Raw genomic sequence first — 20,024 nt, forward strand, 5'->3', positions numbered from 1 at the left:
TCATCGGGGCATTCACGCACCGACAGCAGTGAATTGCTTCATAGCCTGGCGGCGGATGACCTCGTTAAGTCCGAAGGTAATTAGCACAGCCACAGCCTGCATGCCTACAGCCTGCGGAATGGACAGCTCAAGGCCGCCAAGCGAATAATGGCCGGTGAATACCATTGCCGGCATGTAGGCGATGTATTGGAACGGCAGGAAGAACTGGATCACCTGAAGCCAGTGCGGGAAGAAGTCGAGCGGAATGAGCGCCCCTGAAAAAATAGCCGACACCAGCATAAACGCGCTTCGTATTCCGCCCGACTGCACAAGCCAAAACGAAGTCAGGCCAATTGCATAATTCACATAGAAATTCATCAGAAAGGCAAGCAGCACAGACAGTAATGTCCATGGGAAGCTTGCCGGTCGCATATCAATTCCAAAAATAAAAATGAAGATCAGCAGGCAGGGCACAAATTCAAACAGGAAGCCGAGAAAGCGGTGCCCGATCTTCTGGAACAAGGCGAAGGAACGGTGATGAATCGGACGCAGATGAAAGGTGAGAAACTTACCGGTGCGCACAAGCATGGACAGGTTCCAGTCGGCAAAATCCATAATCAGGTAGCCGATAAGTGCAGTAGCGCCGAAGTAGCGGATCATCTGGGGGAGACCGATACCACCGAGGGTAGCGTGATCTCCATATACCGCCGTCCAGATGAAATATTGCACCATGAAATACACGGGGCCGACGATAACGGACACCATGGAATGGGTGCGGTAGGCACTCCATTCTTTGTAGGTTACTTCTGCTACTGAGCGGCAAATCAGCCAATTATGCGTAAGGCGGTTCATTAAATAAGTCCAGACCAGATAATATTGGTCACATTGAACAACGCCTCTGCGTACCAGTTATCATCGGTGAAAGGCACGAACCATACCGCGGCAAGCTGCTCAGTGGGGTCAATAGCCATACAGCAGGCTCCGGCACCTTCATGAAAATAACTGGAATCTGAGTAGAGGAAGGCGGGACCTCTTCTCATATCGAGACCAATGCCATAGCTCCGGTCTTTGACATCGTTTCCCCAGCAGTAATCGGGCACTCCGTATAAAGTACGGGTTGTGATTTTCTCGACTGCCTTACGGCCGACGATCCGGGTATCACCTAGCGTTCCCATGCCCAGGAGCATATTGGCGAACCGGTTGAGGTCAGCCGGTGTAGAGACCAGGCCCCCACCAGTACTGGAAACCATTTCCCACAGACTTTCTGCTGGAGAGACTTCAGGCTGAATACCATGAATCAGGTCATGTAGCCGCTTTTCATACTGTTCGTTTCTGATAATGAAGCGTTTAGCCAGCTCCGGAGTCGGTTCCCACATCGTATCCTTCATCCCCAGCGGCTGCAGAATCTGCTCTTCTATGTATTGTTCAGCGGGTATGCCTGTGACTTTCTTAATGATCTCACCGAGGATACAGAAGCCGAATGAGCAGTATTGCCACTCCTCTCCAACCTTTTTATTAACTCCGCAGCTCAGTGCGGCTGTGATCCAGTCCGGCTCACCATCCGCAGGTTTGTATTGATCGAAATACTCTCCGATGAGTTGCCAATAAGATTTGTGATACGGAATCAGGTTGTCCGCACAGTCGGGAAATAATCCTGAGGTATGAGTCAGAAGACTATAGATATCGATTTTGCTGAAGGGTCCCACATTAAATGGCTCCAAGATCGTGCCGACAAGGGTGTCGAACCGGAGAAATCCGTCCTCGACCAGTTTGGATATGCCTACTGAGGTAACGGCTTTGGTGATAGATGCGATGTTGTGGGCGGTTGTCGGTAAAAGCGGTTCCGTCTGGTCTTCCCGGTAAGAGAGCGGACCAATGGCACCATGCATAAACGTCTTGCCATATCTCGAAACGCAGTAAGACGCAGCCTGGATCTTGTTGTCATCGATCAGATTCTGGAAATGGGTGTGCAAAACGCCGATTCGTGAAGCGTCATAACCTACCTCTGCCGGTGAGCAGTCGGCAATGCCTGGAGTGTACAGCATAAATTAAGCCTCCTTAAATTTAGTAGCATCCTACAAGGTTGAGTGTTGTATAAGCGCTTACATATGGACTCACCTGTTCGTGTCGTTCTACATGGTAACGCTTCCGGCACGATACCTTCTAAGTATATTTCCAGAGAATGGATGCTGCAATGTGGAGTTTGTTTATAACCAAAGTTGACCTAATGATATGTTCTGGGTACCAAGTATATGCTATAGTGGTGGGGAAATAAGGACTAATGAGGGAGCGACCCACTTATGTACGAGCAGAAAACAAAAGTAACCGATAACAGCGTTATTGAGTTCATCGAACAAATTGCTAGCCTCAAGAAACGTGAGGACGCATACAAGCTGCTGGATATTTTCAGCGAAACGACCGGATTTCCGGCGAAAATGTGGGGCCCGAGCATTATTGGTTTCGGAACATACCACTACAAGTATGCAACAGGGCATGAAGGGGATGCACCGCTGGTAGGCTTCTCGCCGAGAAAAGCGAAGATCAGCCTATACTTTGCAGCGGGTGATGCCCAGCGGGAAGAGCTGCTGCAGAGGCTGGGGAAGCACACGCCGGGCAAAGCCTGTGTATACGTAAACAAGCTGGACGATATTGATGCCGTTGTCCTGAAGGAATTCATTGAGCAATCTGTGAAGTTCTTAAGAGAGACTTACGGTGCTTGAAGCCTGCAAGTGACAACAATGTCACATCAGACCTCTTAATTAGCAGCTGAATCGCACGACAGTGCTTACCCGAACCCCTACAATGAAGGAGTTGGCTGGAACAGACACTTCACTCCGCCCTTTGGAACTCCAAATTTAAGGACATTAGGGAGAGGCTGCAGTTGAAACAAGGTAATATCAAAAGGAATAACAAAAGGAATAACACCCGTATCAAGTCCGGCATTCTAAGCGCTCTGCTTATACTGGGTTGTGTTAATGCAGGAAGTGCCTATGCTCAGCAGCAGGAATCTTCAGTGAGTCCAGCCTCCATCAAACTGCATGCTGAACTCAGCAGCGCTGCCGCTGCAGATGCAGATGTACAGAATGGCCCTCATGATGCGAAGGAAGTCGAGGCGTTTCTGGATGGTTTTTTTGCCAGAGCGGATGTTAAGGCGAAAGCCGGAGCTGCTGCGGTCTCAGTCGTGCAGGACGGGGAGACCCTCATCTCTAAGGGGTATGGGGTAACCGGCAAATCAGCGAAGTCAGGGGTAGATGCAAGCAGGGATACGTTCCGGATCGGCTCCGTGTCCAAGGTATTCACTGCAGCTGCCATTATGCAGCTGGTCGATGAAGGGAAGATCTCACTTCAGGACAATATTGAAAAATACCTGGACGGCTACACGCTAACGAATCCTTATGATACTCCGGTAACGGTAGAACATCTGTTGACGCATACGACAGGTTTTGAAGTACGTGAACCTTCCGACGCCAGCTATCTGTATGACACTTCCCGTAAGCCGGTTTCTTTAAAGGAAAGCATCTATGATGTCTTTCCTCCTGTGGTCCGCGAGCCGGGAGCCTCTTACATGTACGATAATTTCGCTTCCAGACTACAGGGATATATCGTGCAGCAGGTAAGCGGAGAATCCTTCGGGAGCTATGTGGAGAACCATCTATTTAAGCCGCTTGGCATGAATTCAAGCAGCTTCAGTGTAACTCCTGAATTGGCAGACCGGCTCGTGCCTTCCTATGACGGGGAGGGTAGCGCTATACCGCTATACGGCTTCTCTCCAGCGGAGTGGCCTGAAGGCAGCATGTTATCAACCGCATCTGATATGGCGCTATTCATGGAAGCTTTTCTGAATGGCGGCAAGGCTGCTGACGGTACGGTAATCCTGTCCGGGGAATCGGTTAAGGCGATGTCTTCCTACCGGATGGTTATTCATCCCGATTTGCCGGATACGACCTATGGCTTTGAATCGCCTGTAATCCCGGCCCAGACGAAAGGGGAGAAGGTGATCTCCAAAGGCGGAGACATTCTAGGTTATAGCTCTCTGCTGTGGATTCTGCCTGACCGGCGTACTGGAGTCTTCGTTTCATACAATACCAATCAGGATTTGCGTAATGATCTGTTCACCGCATTTATGAATCACTATTATGCAGGGGGACAATCGCCGTATGAACCGAAGGGGTATCAAGTGCAGGCTGCGGAGGAACTGGCCAGGTTCGAGGGCTTGTACTCCGATCTAAGAATTAAGCTGCTGACGAAAGTTCAAGCAAACGCAGACGGCACCCTAACGGTGAGTGATGTGCTCAGCCGTCATCAGTTGAAGCAGATTGGCGAGCTGCTGTTCGTGGATGAGGAGGGGAATCCGCTGGCCTTCAAAGCGGATAATGAGGGTCATATCCTCTATATGAAATACTCCAATCTATATAGCTATGCGTCCAAACTCCCGGAGAATCCAGCCGGATTTCCGGATGTGCCGGCCAATCATCCGTATGCCGGCTATATTCTGAGCCTGCGGTCACTGGGCTTCTTGACAGAGGAGCTTTCGGAGCCGTTTGAGCCTGAGCAAAAAGTTACCCGCGGAGCGTTCATCCATACGTTTAATACGATATGGAGCATCCCGGAGTCATCGAATCCGTCCTTATTCAAGGACACCGGTAATTCACTGTACGGGCAGGATATTCAAGCTGCTGTCGAGGCTGGCATGCTGAATGGACCCGGCAACGGGGTGTTCGAGCCGGACCGTCCGATTCTGCGCGAAGAAGCGGCGGCAATCGTCTATCGCCTGCTTACAGCAACAGGGATAAGGGCACCGGGTTCTACAGCCGTGCTTGCACCGGGTACCTCGAAGTGGGCTGCTGATGCTGTTCGTTCAATCGTTAGCTGGAAGCTGTACGGACCGGAGGTTACGGAGCCTTACGGCATGTCCGACTACGGTTCACAACGTGCGCTGAGCAAACAGGAGATGGCGGCTCTGCTGTTCCGCATGCTGCTTCCGCAATAAGAACATACAGGGAGAAGGGGCGATTCATTCGCTCCTTTTTTTGTGCTGCAGACAATTTTCACATGGCCTGTTAACTTTGTAATGGTATTTCTTATTATTCCATGCGACAATGCCATTCTGGCTATTATTTTAGAAAAATCGGGTTTACCGAAGCGGAGCTGGTGGAAGAATTCAATTACCCTCATCAGAAATTTGTTCTGGAGAATAGAGGTGTGCAGAGTTGAACTTAGCCTGGAGGACGTTTGATAAATAAAAACCTGAGAATGAAAGGACAATGAATCACATTATGAATTCGAAGCCGTTAACCAAAAGTATCACTTTCATGCAAGCCCTGGCCCTTGTGGTCGGGATGATTATCGGATCGGGGATCTTTCTGAAGCCCGGGATTGTGCTGAATAATGCGGGAACTCCATGGATGAGTATCCTGGCCTGGGGTGTCGGGGGGATTATTACACTGGCTTCGGCGCTGAGCGTTGCAGAAATTGCTGCCGCAATTCCGAAGTCAGGAGGTTTGTATACATATTTAAATGAATTGTATGGCGGGGTATTCGGCTACCTGCTCGGCTGGGTGCAGGCGGTGATATCCTATCCGGCTTCTGTTGCCGCGCTGGCGATTGCTTTTGCCACATACTCCGGCTACTTCCTGCCGCTGAATCACTGGCAGCAGAAGCTGCTGGCCGTGGGCATTCTGGCTTTCATTCTGCTGATGAACGTCATCGCCACAAGGTTCGGCGGAATCATCCAGACTGTGGCAACAGTGGGGAAGCTGATTCCGGTAGCGGGGATCGTGGGCGTAGGTTTGTTCTCGGATCTGGCTCCCGGCTTTGGAGGAATCGGCGCATCAGCCGCAGGCGCGGGCTTCGGGGCGGCGGTTCTGGGCACGCTCTGGGCGTATGACGGCTGGATCAGCGTGACCAATATGGCGGGTGAAATCAACAATCCGGCCAAAACGCTGCCAAGGGTCATTTCCATCGGCGTTATTTTTGTAATTGCCGTATATGTACTGTTCAACATTGCAGTGTTCAAAGCGCTGCCCTATGATCAGATTATTTCCTCCCAGACTCCGGGTGCAGATGCGGCAGAAGCGCTGTTCGGCAGCGGCGGGGGAGCTTTTATTACAGCAGGAATCATTGTCTCCGTATTAGGTGCACTGAATGGGTATCTGATGACCGCTGCGCGGGTGCCGCAGGCAATGGGGGAGAAGCGGCAGATTCCATTTTCCCGGGTGCTCAGCAGTATTCATCCGAAGTTCCAGACCCCGGCGAATGCGCTTATTTTTCAAAGTGTGCTGGCGGTGATCTACATCTTCTCGGGAACTTTCAATACGCTGACCGATCTGCTGGTATTTGTATTGTGGATTTTCTTTACAATGGGTGTGTTCGGCGTGTTCATCCTGCGCAAGAAAGTGCCGCATGAACAAGGCCGCTACCGCGTGCCGCTCTATCCGTTCACACCGATACTTGGCGTGGCAGGCGGAATCTATATCTTGGCCAGCACGATCATCAGTGATCCGCTGCGTTCGCTGGTGGGGATCGGCATTACGCTGGCCGGACTCCCGGTCTATTATGTGATGATCCGGAAGAACCGTGTGTAGAGTAAGTCCACAGATTGTCCGAGGGTAAGCTGAATATGAAATAAACTGCGCAGTGCAAGGTGCTTCAGGGCTTTGTACTGCAGCAGTTAACGGCTGAGCAAGAGGAAATATAATTATTTGTTGACAAGGGGAGTTATATTAAGTATACTATGAAAGTATCTTTTGAGCGGGCGTTCACAGCTTAGAGATTATCGTCTTGTAGATCAGAATACATAGACACATACGGACTCTTAGCTCAGTTGGTAGAGCAGTAGACTCTTAATCTATTTGTCCAGGGTTCGAGCCCCTGAGAGTCCATCACACAAGAAACGGCAGAGATGCCGTTTTTTTATCGTTTAAGGCGTGAATAATAAAGTTGGAATATCGCTGAAGAGGCGGCTAAGGCATCCGGGAGCAGCGTTGGCGAGGGTTGGGCTGAATCAGCGCCGGAAATAGTTATGATTTTCTCCACTTGCTGATGAATAGAGAAGCCCTCGCCGGACAACAGTTGGATAAACAGCACTTAATTTGCGGTAAAGGCCATAAAGTAGAGTGAATGTGAGAAATTAAGTGACGTTTCTCCAACTAAAATCCTGAAATTAGTCAAAAGAGCGAAATTAAGATACGTTTTTCCATTTAATACTCTATGTACTGGGTAAACTACGGCGGCGATCTCTAAGCACGACTCATTAATTAGCATTAGCCTATACTCAATTACCGTAGTTTGCTGATTCGCTTGAAATTAAACTTGATCATGCTTGTCAGAACAGGAGCTAGCAATGCTCCGCAATCTGTACTTCGAAGCCGTCCGGGTCTAGAATGTAAAAGAACCGCAGATGCGGATTCGGCGAGACGGGTCCGCGTGCTACCGGAATTCCCTCGTTACTAAGCTCCTTCATAGCCTCGTCCAGTGAACCTGCCTCGAAACCTACTGAAATACCGCACTCCGGCATTAGCGCCGGATCACTTCCCTGAATAAGCTCGATCTTCGGTTGTCCTTCTGCACCCAGCATGACAATTTGCCTGCCTCTGCTCTCAAATCTGCGCTCAATGGGAAGGCCCAGAATCCTGTGATAGAAATCAAGGGAAGCCTCCAGATCGCGCACTCTGAGCGTAATCCAGTTCATACTCAAGTTCATGTTTCTCATATCCTTTGCTGTGAATTTTGGTAGTGTCTATTATACGCTATGTGTACGGCTTTTTTAACATACACAGTCTGCCGGGTAACGTTATAATCTATCTGGAATGATTCTGTTATATTGCCGGAGGCCGGAAGATGAGGAAGTATGTGCTGCTATTGATATTTCTAGTACTTATGGGACTGCTGGCCTTCATAGGAACGATATGGCGCGAGGGTCCGCAACAAGAGGTGCCTGAATTAACAGCGGCCCGGAAGCGGGAGGATTTTGAATATCTGGCCAAGCTCGTGAAGGAGGTTTATCCGCTGGATAAGGCGCTTGAGCAGGATAAAGATCTTGAGAATATGGACGTAATCGGTCAGGCATTCATAACCCGGGCCGGGGAATCTGCCGATAATGCTGAATTTCTCCGGCTGTTCTATGAATACATGACATTCTTGGGGCAAGCCGGCCATGCACAGGTGGTCTTTGATGAGCCGTACAATCCTATGCTTGCTTTCTTCTATAACATTGATAAACAAGCCTACCGCTCCAGAGACTACTGGCTTAACATGGCGGCCGGTGTGGAGATGTATGTGCACAGCAAAGCAGACATCCACTATGAGCAGGGTAAATATGTGCTGGCGCAGGATTATCAGGCGAGAGAGACTCTTTTTCCGCAAGGTTCAATAATTGAGCGAATTAACGGTCTGGATGTTGAGGATTATGTTAAGTCTTTGCAGACACGGCTTCATCTAGTTTGGGATGCTGCGCTTCATCGGGTATACCTGCAGACGCTACTTAGTGCTGATCCGGGGAACGGTGCTTGGATGATTGAAGCGGTCCGCCCGGATGGCATGATGGCCAAGGGGGATTTCTTGGTGTACAAGGGATATGCGGCGCCATACCGGAATGAACAGCCTGACAGCAATGTTATCCCCGTTGAGCTGGATGACCAGACCGGATATATAAGGATTTTTAGCTTTGCAGATATGTATAAGGAGCAGGACCGACTGGTTATTCAGGATTTCATGAAGAAGTCGGGAGGGAAATACAGTAAGCTGATTATTGATCTAAGGAGGAACGGCGGCGGTGATGATGATTATTGGGCGGATAATCTGCTGAAGCCTTTGTTAAAAGCGCCCGTGGATTACGAGCAATCCGCAAGCGTGAAGAAATCATTCGGTGAACGTTTCGGGCTGCGGTTTCGCCTGTACAAACAATTCGTCAGCTCTACTCTGACCAATAAGGACAGATATGACGTAACAGAGGTTAAGAAAGAGCAACTCCCGGGAGTAGACTCTGCGGACTGGGACACTTATACGGTGACCAAGTACTGGCAGCCGGAAGATTCTTTTCTCTTTGACGGAAAGGTATATGTGCTTGCAGACGGTGACAGCTTCTCGGCAGCAGACAACTTCACGGCCGCTGTCCGCAAGCTGGGCCTGGGAACGGTGGCCGGAACGAATACGGCGGGTGGAGCCTGTGTCTATATGGAGCCTTACAGGTACGCTCTGCCGAACAGCGGGATTATATTTAAACTCGAAACCGACCTGAACAGTAACGCTGAAGGCCGGATTAATGAAATCTACGGGACTGCGCCGGATGTGCTGATGGACGAATCCCGCTATCCAACGGCCTATCCGGAGAGTTATGAACCTGAGGTTTTGAAGAATGAGGAGTGGATCCGCAAGGTTATGCTGGGTCTATAATGGAGGGCTCATCATTGAAAAAAGGGAGTTGAATAAGTTAGGATGAAGTATGAGTTTCTAAGGTATATATTAGGAGGATTTGATTATGAATATAGCAAAAGTAATTCATGGCGGAAAAACGATAGCCGTAGTGAGCGGCAGCGAGACCTTAGTCAGTGATGTCCAGGATGCGCTGGATCTAATGGCAACGGTACGGTATGAAGTGGATTGTGACCGGATTGTCCTTCATAAAGCTCTGCTCAGCGAAAGCTTTTTTGATTTGAAGACCCGGCTGGCCGGCGAGATTCTGCAGAAGTTTATTAATTATCATGTAAAGGCAGCAGTGGTAGGAGATTTCAGCGGCTATACCAGCCGGAGTCTGCGCGATTTCATCTATGAATGCAATAACGGGAAAGATATTTTTTTCCTGGCGGATGAGCAGCAGGCGGTTGAGCAGTTAAGTAAGGTGTAGGATCAGAGCAGCCCGATTTGCGTTTGACAACCCTTCAATGTTGAAGCACAATAAAAAGGTGATGATGTAAATTTAAGTGGTGCAGGGAGAATAATACATGAATAATAAATCAGGACGACAGTCCTTCCGGGAAAGACTGGATTATATGGTAAGCAAGCTCCGCACAGATATTCTTAGCGGTATTCTTCAGCCGGGAGTGTATCTTCCTGCCGAGAGCCTGCTGGCCAAACAGTTTGAGCTCAGTAACAAATCCGTCCGCAGAGGACTGGATGTCCTTGTACAAGAAGGTCTGATTCTGAAGATTGACCGTGTAGGCAGCGTGGTAATGGAGTCGGTCAGGGAGCGGATCCGCATCCATTTCGGCTGTAGCTCTTCCTTGACCAAGGACTTCAAGCTGGACGATCTCATAGCAGAATTCCACCGGCTGCATCCCGGGATTCATGTTCTGCCGCTCGCCTTGAATGACTTCGATCATGTGAATTCTGCCTTGGAGCTGATGAATAACGGAATGCTGGATGTGTTGTCCCTCAACAGCACCCAGTTTCAGGAGATGGCCGAGAACGGGTCCGCCGAGCTGCTTGAGGCGCTGGAGCCTGATCCGGGGCTGTATCCGATTACCAGCGAAGCTTTTTTGCATGAGGGACAGCTCTTTGCTTACCCGATTTCCTTCTCGCCGGTGGTGCTCTGCTATAACAAAGCCCATTTCCGTGAGGCTGACCTGCCTGAACCGGACAGTTACTGGACCTGGGATGATCTGATGGAGTCGGCCCGGCAGCTGTCGGAGAAACGGGGGCGCCATGCCGTGTATTTTGTACCCGCCTCCGAGAACCGCTATTCAGTGTTTCTGCTGCAGAGTGGAATCCGGATCACGGAGGACGGAGGACACCATCCCACATTGAGTCCCGAGACCGCCAATAGTCTGGATATATACAGCAGGCTGGTGAACAATCATCAGATCTTCCCCAAATACCTGGCCGGCAATCATGAGGATGAAACGATATCGCTGTTTGTCCAGGAGCAGGTATCGATGATCCTGGCGACCTACTACAATCTGAACGAATTCAAGGACCTATCCCTGGACTATGACTTGGCCCCGCTGCCTACACTCAAAGCCAGGGACCCGCAAAAAACACTGCTCGTCACCATTGGTGCGGCGGTAGTGGGGAATTCCCGGCAGAAAGAGGCTGCGCGGCAATTCGTCAGCTTTCTGGCCTCGGCCGAGGCGCAGCGGATGATCCGTGAACGTTCGGTCAGTATTCCGGCACGCAAACGGATTGCTGAAATGGCCGTAGATGATCATCTGAACCGTCCTTCGAGATATCTGATGTACAGAGAGCTATTCCCTACATTTTCATACCTCAGAGATCTGGGGCTTCCTATTGCTGTACTGCAAAGCTTCCGCAAGCTTTTGAATGCGTATTGGTCCAGAATGATTGATGAGACCTCTATGTATGAGGAAATGGGCCGGCTGATTGCAGAAGAAAACAGGGCGAAGGCGGATAAGGCAACGGACACGCCCGCCTGAGTGCGGCTGTAGCAGTTCTGGATCGGAGATTAAGCGTGGTGATAGCAGGATTCTGCTATTATCACGCTTTTTTTGCTGTGTTTACTACTAGAAAAGGTTTAAAAAGAAAACGTGAAATGAAAACCATGAGTCATTTCATATCAAATCATGTTAGATTTTTCACAATATCAAGAGGATGAATTCGATTGATGAAATATTAATGTGATGTATAATTACATAAACGCTGATAAATATTCAAAATTTAATTGACTTCAACGAAAGGTGAAAATATAATAAATACATCAGATGTATATCAGTAATGCAAAAGTATAGATCTGAACAGCTTAGATATGAATCAAAAAGAAGTCAGGAATGAGGAAAACGTCACAATTATTAAAAAACGGACAGGCTGAAGGAGAAAATCAAGAGGAAAGGCGCTGATAGCTATTCTGTAAAAACGAAATGTTGATGTACTGTTGATTCCCTTATCGTGTGTTAGTAAATATCTCATAGGAATTATCTTACTTTTACTTATTAATAGGGGGCTGAATTATGAATGTTGCTAAAAGGAAGCTAGCTCTGCTGTTGCCGGTCCTGACACTGCTCGTTACACTGGTGTCCGCCTGTGGAGGGTCAAACAATAATGGAGGCAACGCCGCTGAACCATCGGCCTCTTCGGGTGCTCAGAGTGAGACGGCTGCTCCTGTAGAAGGAAGCCGGTCCGTTGGCGGCCTCCAGGTGCCGATTGTGGCGGACAAGCTGGAGCTGTCCCTTTGGTCCCCAAGCGGGGGGAATTTCCGGGGAACCGATTTTAATGAGAAGTACTCCTTTCAGCAAATGGAAGAGAACACCAACATTCATATCAACTTTCAGCACAGTACAGAAGCCAGCGCAGAAGCATTCAGTCTGCTGATGTCCTCCGGCAAGCTTCCGGATATTATCTATAACGATCTGTGGGGGACGGACTCCGGCAAATACGGCGCTCAGGGAGCGCTCCTTCCACTGGAAGATCTGATTGAGCAATACGCACCAAACTTCAAAAAGCTCCTTGATGACCACCCGGATATCCGGGGACAAATCACTTCGCCTGAAGGGCATATCTATTATCTGCCGAACCTCGTACTCGATTCCCAGGATTTGACCCAAATGTTCCCTCAGGTCCGCAGTGACTGGGTGGAGAAGCTGGGACTCCAGATGCCGCAAACTACAGAAGACTGGTATAACATGCTTAAAGCCTTTAGGGAGCAGGATCCCAATGGTAATGGCAAAAAAGATGAAATTCCGCTCGTCACCGTCAATCTGGAGAACATTATGATGCTGTTCGCACCGGCTTTTGGTGTTGAATACGGGTTCTTCGTGGATAACGGTGAAGTGAAATTCGGGCCTAATGATCCGCGGTTCAAGGATGTGGTTGCCTATCTGAACCGTCTATATGAAGAACAGCTTCTGGACCCGAACTATCTGGTGGACACAACGTTCCAGACGCTGACCGAGAAGGTGACTACGGATGTGGCCGGTGCCTGGTTCGGCTGGTCGGGGTCCTACATGGGGAACTTCACAACGCTGATGGAAGGCAAGCATGACACCTTCAAAATTGCAGCAGCCATTCCTCCAAAGGGGCCGGGCGGTGATCAGCGCCATGTCTCCTTCCGCTGGCAGGCTGCGGCCCATGGACTTGCTGTATCTTCGAAGACTGCACATCCCCAAGAAGTGATGAAGTGGCTGGACTACCAGTATTCTGAAGAAGGCATTCTGCTGAACAATTTCGGGGTGGAAGGCAAGTCTTATGATCTGGTGAACGGCGAGCCGGTATATAAGGAAGAGGTTACTCATCCTACCAACGGGTTGACCAATACGCAGGAGCTGCTGAACCATACCATCGGCGGCGGAAGCTGGGCTACAGTGGCTGATACCCGTTATGCCGAACAGATCCGTGAAGCGAACGGACAAACGGAGAATCCGCTGGAGATTTACAAGGATTATATTGACTTTGACGCGAAGCTGCCGCCCGTACAATTCACGGCTGAAGAAAATGAAATTGTGGTTCCGCTTATGGCTGACATTCAGACTTATGTGGCTGAAACGATCAATGCTCAGATTATGGGACGCCAGAGCTTCGATGATTATGACAAAGTCATGAAGCAGCTGGAACAAATGGGGATTGGTGAGGTGCTGAAGCAGTACCAAGCTGCATATGAGCGTTTTAAAGGAAAATAAGCGGAGCAGGGCTGTCTGTCTTAGCCGGGCGGGCTGCGGAAATTCCGGCAGCCTCCTGGCACTAAGATAACCGGTACCCTCGCCTCTGTCCGGGAAAGGAGCCCCCTATGGCAGTACCCGTAAATGCAATCAAGGCCAAAGGCAGGAAACAGCAGACGAAACGGAGTTCCCTTTCGCTGAAGCGTATGATGGCTAACCGTTATCTCTATCTCATGCTGCTGCCCACTGTGCTGTATTTCCTCATCTTTGAATACAAACCGATGTACGGGGCGATAATCGCCTTCAAAGATTTCAATCCTTTCGCAGGTGTGGCCGGCAGCCCCTGGGTGGGCTTCAAAAATTTCGAGAAGTTTTTTGAGAGCTATTATTTCTTCCGTTTGCTGAAGAACACCTTCCTAATGAGCTTTTATTCGCTGTTGTTCATTTTTCCGGCTTCGCTGGTCTTTGCGCTTTTGCTTAATGAGCTGCGGATCAAAAAGCTGAAGTCCTTCCTGCAGACGGTGTCATATCTGCCGCATTTCATTTCACTAATTGTCATCTGCGGTATGATAATTGACTTCACGAAGCCCGGAGGCATTATCAACAGCCTGCTGCTCGGCATGGGAATCATCTCTGAGCCGATTCAGTTTCTGATCCTGCCGGAGTGGTTCCGCACCATTTATGTCGGTTCAGGCATGTGGCAGAGCCTGGGCTGGAACTCTATCATCTATCTTGCAGCCTTGTCCGGCATTAACCCAAGCCTCTATGAGGCTGCAGTTGTGGACGGGGCCGGGCGCTGGAAGCAGCTTACCCACATTACACTGCCGGGAATTCTGCCCACAGTGCTGATCCTGTTGATTCTGAATGTCGGGACCCTGCTGAATGTGGGCTGGGACAAAATTATATTGCTGTATAATCCGGGAACCTACGTCACGGCAGACGTCATCTCCACCTTTGTCTACAGACGCGGTGTCATGGAAGCCGATTACAGCTTCTCGGCGGCGGTGGGACTGTTCAACTCCGTGATCAACTTTACGCTGCTGGTGCTGGCGAACCGGATCAGCCGGAAGACCACCGAGAGCAGCTTATGGTGAGGGGAGCTATGCTTCCGAAGCAAGTTTAATTGCGCTGTTCACACAGGAAATATAGCTCCATTAAACTCTTAGGAGGGAAGACAGTGGTCATCAAACGCAGCATTCCGGAACTGATATTTGACAGCTGCAATGTTCTGTTCCTAATCTTCTGTTCCTTCCTGTTCCTGTATCCCATGTGGTATGTACTGGTATCCTCATTCAGTGATGCGCATGCCATCGCCGCCGGCGAGATCAGCTTCTGGCCGAAGGGCTTCAATGTGGATGCTTATAAGCTGGTTTTTGAGGACCAGCGGATCTGGACTGCTTACGGGAATACGTTCATTTATGTTATCGCGGGCACTTTTATCAATTTGGTTCTAACTACACTTGGAGCTTATCCGCTGTCCAGAAGGAATCTGGAGGGGCGCAGCCTGATTATGGCGTTCATCGTATTTACGATGTTCTTCAGCGGGGGGCTGATTCCTGCCTATCTGAATGTGCGTGAGCTCGGAATGTACGATACAAGATGGGCGCTGCTGCTGCCGGGTGCGGTCAGTGCCTTTAACCTGATCGTGATGCGGACCTTCTTCCAGTCCATACCGGAGAGTCTGGTGGAATCGGCCAAAATCGACGGTGCCCATGACTTCCGCATTCTGCTGCGGATTGTACTGCCGTTATCAATGCCTGTACTGGCGGTAATGACACTGTTCTATGCGGTGGGACACTGGAACAGCTGGTTCTCGGCGATGATTTATTTGCAGGACCGTGATCTGTTTCCGCTGCAGCTGATTTTGCGGGAAATTCTGATTCAGTCCTCCGCGCAGAATATGCTGGCCGGTGTTACACAGGATGAGGTGTTCCGCATCAGTGAATCTATCAAGTTCGCGACGATTATTATCGCAACGGTGCCTATTCTGATGATCTATCCGTTTTTGCAGAAGTATTTCGTCAAAGGCGTCATGATCGGGGCACTGAAAGAGTAAACGGGTAAGGGAGCAGAAACAGAGCATAAATAGAGAAAACAACATTCGCACCGTAATCTGCGCGAAGCAGTCGGGAGGAGAGAGGCTATATGAAGGCGGTACTATCCCAGAATGGTGAAATTAACGTGGCTGATATTCCCGCTCCGGTGCTGGAGGACGGATTCGTGCTCGTTGAGACTGAATATTCGGCCATCAGTCCCGGAACAGAAATGATGATGAATGGTGCTCACCGCCCGAAACCCATAGTTCTCGGATATAGTGCAGTAGGGATCATCCGGTCCCGGGGACGGGGAATGGAGCATTGGCCAGTTGGACAGCGGGTGGCCTGTTATGGGGGGCCTTATGCGAAACACGCGGAATGGCTGCTGATGCCACAGCATCTAATGGTGCCGGTTCCGGAGCATGTCAGTCCGGTGGAAGCGTCAACGGTGGGTCTTGGAGCCATCGCAGTGCATGCTGTAAGGCAGGCTGACCTGCAGTTCGGCGAGACGCTGGTGCTGATTGGAGCAGGGATTCTCGGCCAGCTGATTGCGCAAATTGCCAGGGCTGCCGGCTGCCGGGTCATCGTCTATGATCTGCTTGAAGCGCGCTGCAGCATCGCTGAGAGCCTGGGCATCCGCCACATTGCAGTGAGTCCGGAGCAGGTCAGCTCGCATCTGGAACATTTGACGGCGGGAATGGGAGCGGATGCCGTAATGATCTGTGCCGGGGGCAAGTCCGGCGGGCTTGTCGATCAGGCGCTGGAATGGGTGAGGAACCAGGGGAAGGTGCTGCTGGTCGGAGATGTGAGGGCGGACTTCTCGCGGGAGCTGATGTTCGGGAAGGAAGCGCAGGTACTGATCTCCAGAGCAGGCGGTCCGGGCCGTTACGATCCTGTCTATGAAAAGCAAGGGATTGATTATCCTTATGGCTACGTCCGCTGGACCGAAGGACGCAACATGGCGGAATACATCCGGCTGATCGCTGAAGGCGATATTCAGGTTGGACCGCTGATCAGCAAGGTGTTCCCCCTGGAGCGTTCAGCCGATGCGTTCTTACAGTATGCTCAATCTCCGGCAGAGCTGCTGGGGGCGGTGCTTGCTTATCCTGTAACCGGTGTTCAGGAGGCGGAGCCCGCTGCAGCCCAAGCCCGGGAGGGGCAATAATAATGGAGGCGCTGCGGATCGGCGAGCCGCTGAACGGGCTTGCGGTATGGGCATCGGCCTATGGCAAGCGGCAGGGGCAGGACCGGATCTATGCCGTATCCTCCGGCAGTCCCTGCATGCTGTTTGTACTTGATCCTACTGGTACCCAGCCGGTGCAGCAATTCGCGCTGGAAGGCTCGGATCATTGCTGGGGAGTGGTTGCGGCGGCCAGCGGAATCTACATCGGCGGCAGCGGGATTCTATACAGATTTACGCATGAACAGGGCATCGAGAACCTGGGGGAGATGATTCCAGGCGAGTTCTACACCTGGCGGCTTGCCGCCGACAACGCAGGCAACATCTATGGAGGCTGCTATCCGGGCGGCAAAGTCTTTCAATATAACCCGTCCACGGGACAGTTCAGAGATTACGGCGCCATGGTGGACGGAGAGCAATATGCCCGGTGCATGCAAGCCTTGGAGGGCAAGCTGTACGTGGGGGCCGGAACCCGGTGTCCGCATATTGTGGAACTGGACACAGAGACAGGTGGACGGATTGAGATCAGCCTGCCGGAAGAGAGCCGCACAGAGCAGCTGGTGTATGATCTGAATATTGTACACAGTAAGCTGATAATTCGGATAACACCGAGTTCGAGATTATATATCTATGATCTGAAGCTGCGCCGGTGGGAGAATTCTATCGATCATGTAAGTGGACTCAGTGTGTCACCGCCTGACCGTCACGGGAACATCTATTTCATCAAGGATGATGTTCTGCAGCGTTATGCATTGGCAACGGGCGTTCTTACCCCTACTTCATTTGCCATGCCGGAACCGGCAGGAGACTACGGCTGGCTGGAGGGCCATCCGCTGAATCCGCAGGGAAGCTGCCTGGCAGGTATGCACAGGGACGGGACCTGCTGGATCTATGATCCGGAGCATGACCGGCACACGGTCATGGATTTCATGCTGCAGGGGCAGCCGGTTCACCTGCAGTCCCTGGCCTGGGGGCCGGAAGGGAAATTGTATACCGGCGGTTATTTCGCCGGCGGACTGGCCAGTTACGATCGGGCCACCTCGGAAATCATTTCCCGCCGGGGGATCGGGCAGATTGAGGGCATGATGGAAGCCGGTGGCATTATGTATCTGGGAGTGTACCCCAAAGCGAATATTTTCGCCTATGACCCGTCACGGGCATGGAATCCCGGCCTTAATCCCAGGCTGGCTTTCTCCCTGCAAGGCGAAGAACAGGACCGTGCTTTTGCCTGGACCCGGGCGGGAGAAGAACTGGCTATCGGAACCGTACCATCCTACGGCCGGCATGGAGGTGCATTAACCCTGCTGCATCCCGGAACCGGGGCGCGTGAAGTGTTCAGAGGGCTGCTGCCGCAGCAGAGCATCGTGTCATTGGCCGCTGGAAAAGACCTGTTGTTCGCCGGAGGCTCTGTCTGGGGAGGGCTCGGCATAGCGCCGGAGCGGACGGAAGCGTCCCTGATGATCTGGGATGTGTACACCCGCCGCAAGGTGTGGGAGGGCGTTCCGGTACCGGGAGAAAAGGCCATCCCGGCGCTGGCGCTGGATGATGAAGGCAAGGTATGGGGACTCACTGCAGGGCTGCTCTTCCTGTTTAATCCGTTCACGCTGGAGACTGAAAGGACGATTCGGGTATGCCCGGCGGATTGGGAAGGAATGACCCACTTCTGGCGGGGAGGCAACGAGCTGCTGTACAGGGAAGGCATATTGTATGGGACCGCAATGAAAACCCTGTTCCAATATGATGTGCGCCAGGACAGGCTTGAGCTGCTGGACGACGATGCCCGGCTGCTTGCGGTGGACGGCGAAGGGGAACTGTTTTTTGCCAGGTCAACCGCGCTGTACCGGATGCAGGCCTTGACGGCAAGTCAGGAGGAATCATGAAAATCCTATATTTCTACAAATTTTGCCTGCTGGGCGGAGTCACCACGCAGCTGGCGAACAGGCTTAAGTTTCTGCGCGGCCGTGCGGAGGTGCATTTTGCTTTTCTTGAGGACTACGGCGGGGCCGGCGCTTTTGAAGGCTATGCGCATGTCCGTATCCTCGGAACAACTGATGAAATCAGGAGCTACATTAAGGTGCATGACTTTGACGTAATCATCACCATTGATACCTATGAGCTGTATGAAGCGCTGGGACCGGCGGAAGAACGGAAGCTGATCATTCACGAGGTGCACACCACCTATGAAGAGCCCTTGCGGATGCTGGCTGAATCCAGGGACAGTCTGCCCTTTCACTATGTCATCACACCCTCTACCTATATGAAGGAAATGCTGGAGGGAATCGGGATTACAGATGCTTTTCATATTAACAACTGCCTGGATACCGGTCTATTCAGATATGAGCCTCTCTCCGGCAAGCGTCCGCCTACGCTATTGTGGGTAGGCAAGCTGGACCGGCATAAAAACTGGGAGTCCTTCATGAACATAGCAGGCAGGCTGAATACGCAATTCCCGGACCTGCAGTTCCTGCTTGTCGGCGGTTACACCGCTCCCGAAGAAATTACCGGCAAACTCCGGGCGAGAGTGCAGGAGCTGGGAATCCGGCATTTTGAGTGGCTGCCCAAAGTGGATTATGAAGAGATGCACCATTATTATTCTGCGGTTGCCGGGAGTGGCGGGGTGTATGTCAGTACTACCAGCAATGAATCCTTCGGGATGACTGTGCTTGAGGCGATGGCCTGCCGGTGTCCGGTTGTCGTGCCGGAGGTCGGAGCGTTGCCTGAGCTGCTGGACGATGAGCTGAGTGTATCGCTGTATGCTTCCGGAAATGAAGAGGAATGTGTCCGGCGTGTGGCCCTGCTGCTCGAACAGAACGCCCTGCGGGAACGCTTGGTGACCTTGGGCGAGCAGAAGGCAAGAACGGTGTATAGCATTGAAGAGGTTGGAAAAGCATACATGGCGCTGCTGGAACGTTGCGTAAGGGAACGTGCATACCACAGTTAATCTACATTGTCCGCAGGCACAAGGGGGCGTTCATTAACTGCTATATAGATTGAACTTAAAAATATACGGAGAGGCGTCATGGGAGTTTGTACTACTAAATCGTCTGATTTTTACCCCATGATCCGTTTAGTTGTATTTGGTACAACTAATCTGCCTCGCTACCTTGGTTCTGGCCCATTCGGGCAAATTTAGTTGTACAGACTGCAGTTATATGATGCAAGCCTCCCTTTTGAGCTTTTTTGATTGTACATTATACAACTATATATAACTATCCCTGAATATCCATTTGGAACGGAATACATTAGTTGCTGCAAGTACTAGTTAACCCCAGTCTACGCGGGCGG

15 protein-coding genes and 1 tRNA gene are annotated in these 20,024 nt (G+C 51.0%); 13 read left to right on the forward strand and 3 right to left on the reverse strand.

The features are described 5' to 3' along the window. Positions 1–12: 12 nt before the first annotated feature. Together R50912_RS10790 and R50912_RS10795 are read right to left on the reverse strand one after the other, a co-directional pair. Positions 13–831, reverse strand: coding sequence for an ABC transporter permease (locus tag R50912_RS10790; RefSeq protein WP_042234729.1), 819 nt, complete (start codon positions 829–831; stop codon positions 13–15). After that, positions 831–2,024, reverse strand: a complete 1,194-nt coding sequence (locus R50912_RS10795) for a serine hydrolase domain-containing protein (RefSeq protein ID WP_042234731.1) — start codon at positions 2,022–2,024, stop codon at positions 831–833. Before R50912_RS10795 ends, R50912_RS10790 begins: the two co-directional genes overlap by 1 nt. Before the next feature lie 255 nt (positions 2,025–2,279). On the opposite strand from R50912_RS10795, the gene R50912_RS10800 reads away from it, so the two are divergent. The 4 genes from R50912_RS10800 (at position 2,280) to R50912_RS10815 (ending at position 6,860) form a co-directional block, all read left to right on the forward strand. After that, a complete protein-coding gene (locus tag R50912_RS10800) occupies positions 2,280–2,699 on the forward strand; it encodes a DUF1801 domain-containing protein (protein WP_042234732.1) in 420 nt (139 codons plus the stop codon). A gap of 293 nt (positions 2,700–2,992) precedes the next feature. Beyond that, positions 2,993–4,969, forward strand: a complete 1,977-nt coding sequence (locus R50912_RS10805; protein ID WP_156123067.1) for a serine hydrolase domain-containing protein — start codon at positions 2,993–2,995, stop codon at positions 4,967–4,969. A 274-nt stretch (positions 4,970–5,243) separates the two neighbouring features. Continuing rightward, on the forward strand, positions 5,244–6,563 hold the full coding sequence (locus R50912_RS10810) for an APC family permease (protein ID WP_197073067.1): 1,320 nt from the start codon (positions 5,244–5,246) through the stop codon (positions 6,561–6,563). Between the two features lie 224 nt (positions 6,564–6,787). Further along, a tRNA-Lys gene (locus R50912_RS10815) sits at positions 6,788–6,860 on the forward strand. A 455-nt stretch (positions 6,861–7,315) separates the two neighbouring features. On the opposite strand, the gene R50912_RS10820 is transcribed toward R50912_RS10815, so the two are convergent. Then, positions 7,316–7,681 carry a VOC family protein gene (locus R50912_RS10820; RefSeq protein WP_052416208.1) on the reverse strand — a complete coding sequence of 122 codons (366 nt, stop codon included), beginning with the start codon at positions 7,679–7,681 and terminating at the stop codon, positions 7,316–7,318. Between the two features lie 137 nt (positions 7,682–7,818). Between R50912_RS10820 and R50912_RS10825 the strand changes: the two genes are divergently transcribed. The 9 genes from R50912_RS10825 to R50912_RS10865 all read left to right on the forward strand — a co-directional run bounded on the left by R50912_RS10825 (position 7,819) and on the right by R50912_RS10865 (position 19,680). Then, positions 7,819–9,372 carry a S41 family peptidase gene (locus tag R50912_RS10825; RefSeq protein ID WP_042234734.1) on the forward strand — a complete coding sequence of 518 codons (1,554 nt, stop codon included), beginning with the start codon at positions 7,819–7,821 and terminating at the stop codon, positions 9,370–9,372. Positions 9,373–9,457: 85 nt separating this feature from the next. Next, positions 9,458–9,823 (forward strand): DUF4180 domain-containing protein, encoded by a 366-nt coding sequence (locus R50912_RS10830; protein WP_042234736.1) that lies wholly within the window; start codon positions 9,458–9,460, stop codon positions 9,821–9,823. 97 nt (positions 9,824–9,920) lie between these two features. Continuing rightward, positions 9,921–11,348, forward strand: coding sequence for an extracellular solute-binding protein (locus tag R50912_RS10835; protein ID WP_042234738.1), 1,428 nt, complete (start codon positions 9,921–9,923; stop codon positions 11,346–11,348). 531 nt (positions 11,349–11,879) lie between these two features. Further along, positions 11,880–13,544 carry an extracellular solute-binding protein gene (locus R50912_RS10840; protein WP_042234740.1) on the forward strand — a complete coding sequence of 555 codons (1,665 nt, stop codon included), beginning with the start codon at positions 11,880–11,882 and terminating at the stop codon, positions 13,542–13,544. A 107-nt stretch (positions 13,545–13,651) separates the two neighbouring features. Continuing rightward, positions 13,652–14,617: an ABC transporter permease gene (locus R50912_RS10845; protein WP_442950508.1), complete on the forward strand. Its 966-nt coding sequence runs from the start codon at positions 13,652–13,654 to the stop codon at positions 14,615–14,617. Positions 14,618–14,700: 83 nt separating this feature from the next. Continuing rightward, the gene (locus R50912_RS10850) at positions 14,701–15,579 is read left to right on the forward strand and encodes a carbohydrate ABC transporter permease (RefSeq protein WP_042234742.1); all 879 of its coding nucleotides are present in this window, start codon (positions 14,701–14,703) and stop codon (positions 15,577–15,579) included. Positions 15,580–15,668: 89 nt separating this feature from the next. Continuing rightward, positions 15,669–16,724, forward strand: coding sequence for a zinc-dependent alcohol dehydrogenase (locus R50912_RS10855; protein WP_042234744.1), 1,056 nt, complete (start codon positions 15,669–15,671; stop codon positions 16,722–16,724). 2 nt (positions 16,725–16,726) lie between these two features. After that, positions 16,727–18,619, forward strand: coding sequence for a ligand-binding sensor domain-containing protein (locus R50912_RS10860; RefSeq protein WP_042234745.1), 1,893 nt, complete (start codon positions 16,727–16,729; stop codon positions 18,617–18,619). After that, on the forward strand, positions 18,616–19,680 hold the full coding sequence (locus tag R50912_RS10865; protein WP_042234747.1) for a glycosyltransferase family 4 protein: 1,065 nt from the start codon (positions 18,616–18,618) through the stop codon (positions 19,678–19,680). Before R50912_RS10860 ends, R50912_RS10865 begins: the two co-directional genes overlap by 4 nt. The last annotated feature ends 344 nt before the right edge of the window (positions 19,681–20,024 follow it).

Origin of the sequence: Paenibacillus sp. FSL R5-0912 (assembly GCF_000758605.1) — a bacterium.
In the GTDB taxonomy this organism is placed as follows: domain Bacteria; phylum Bacillota; class Bacilli; order Paenibacillales; family Paenibacillaceae; genus Paenibacillus_AQ.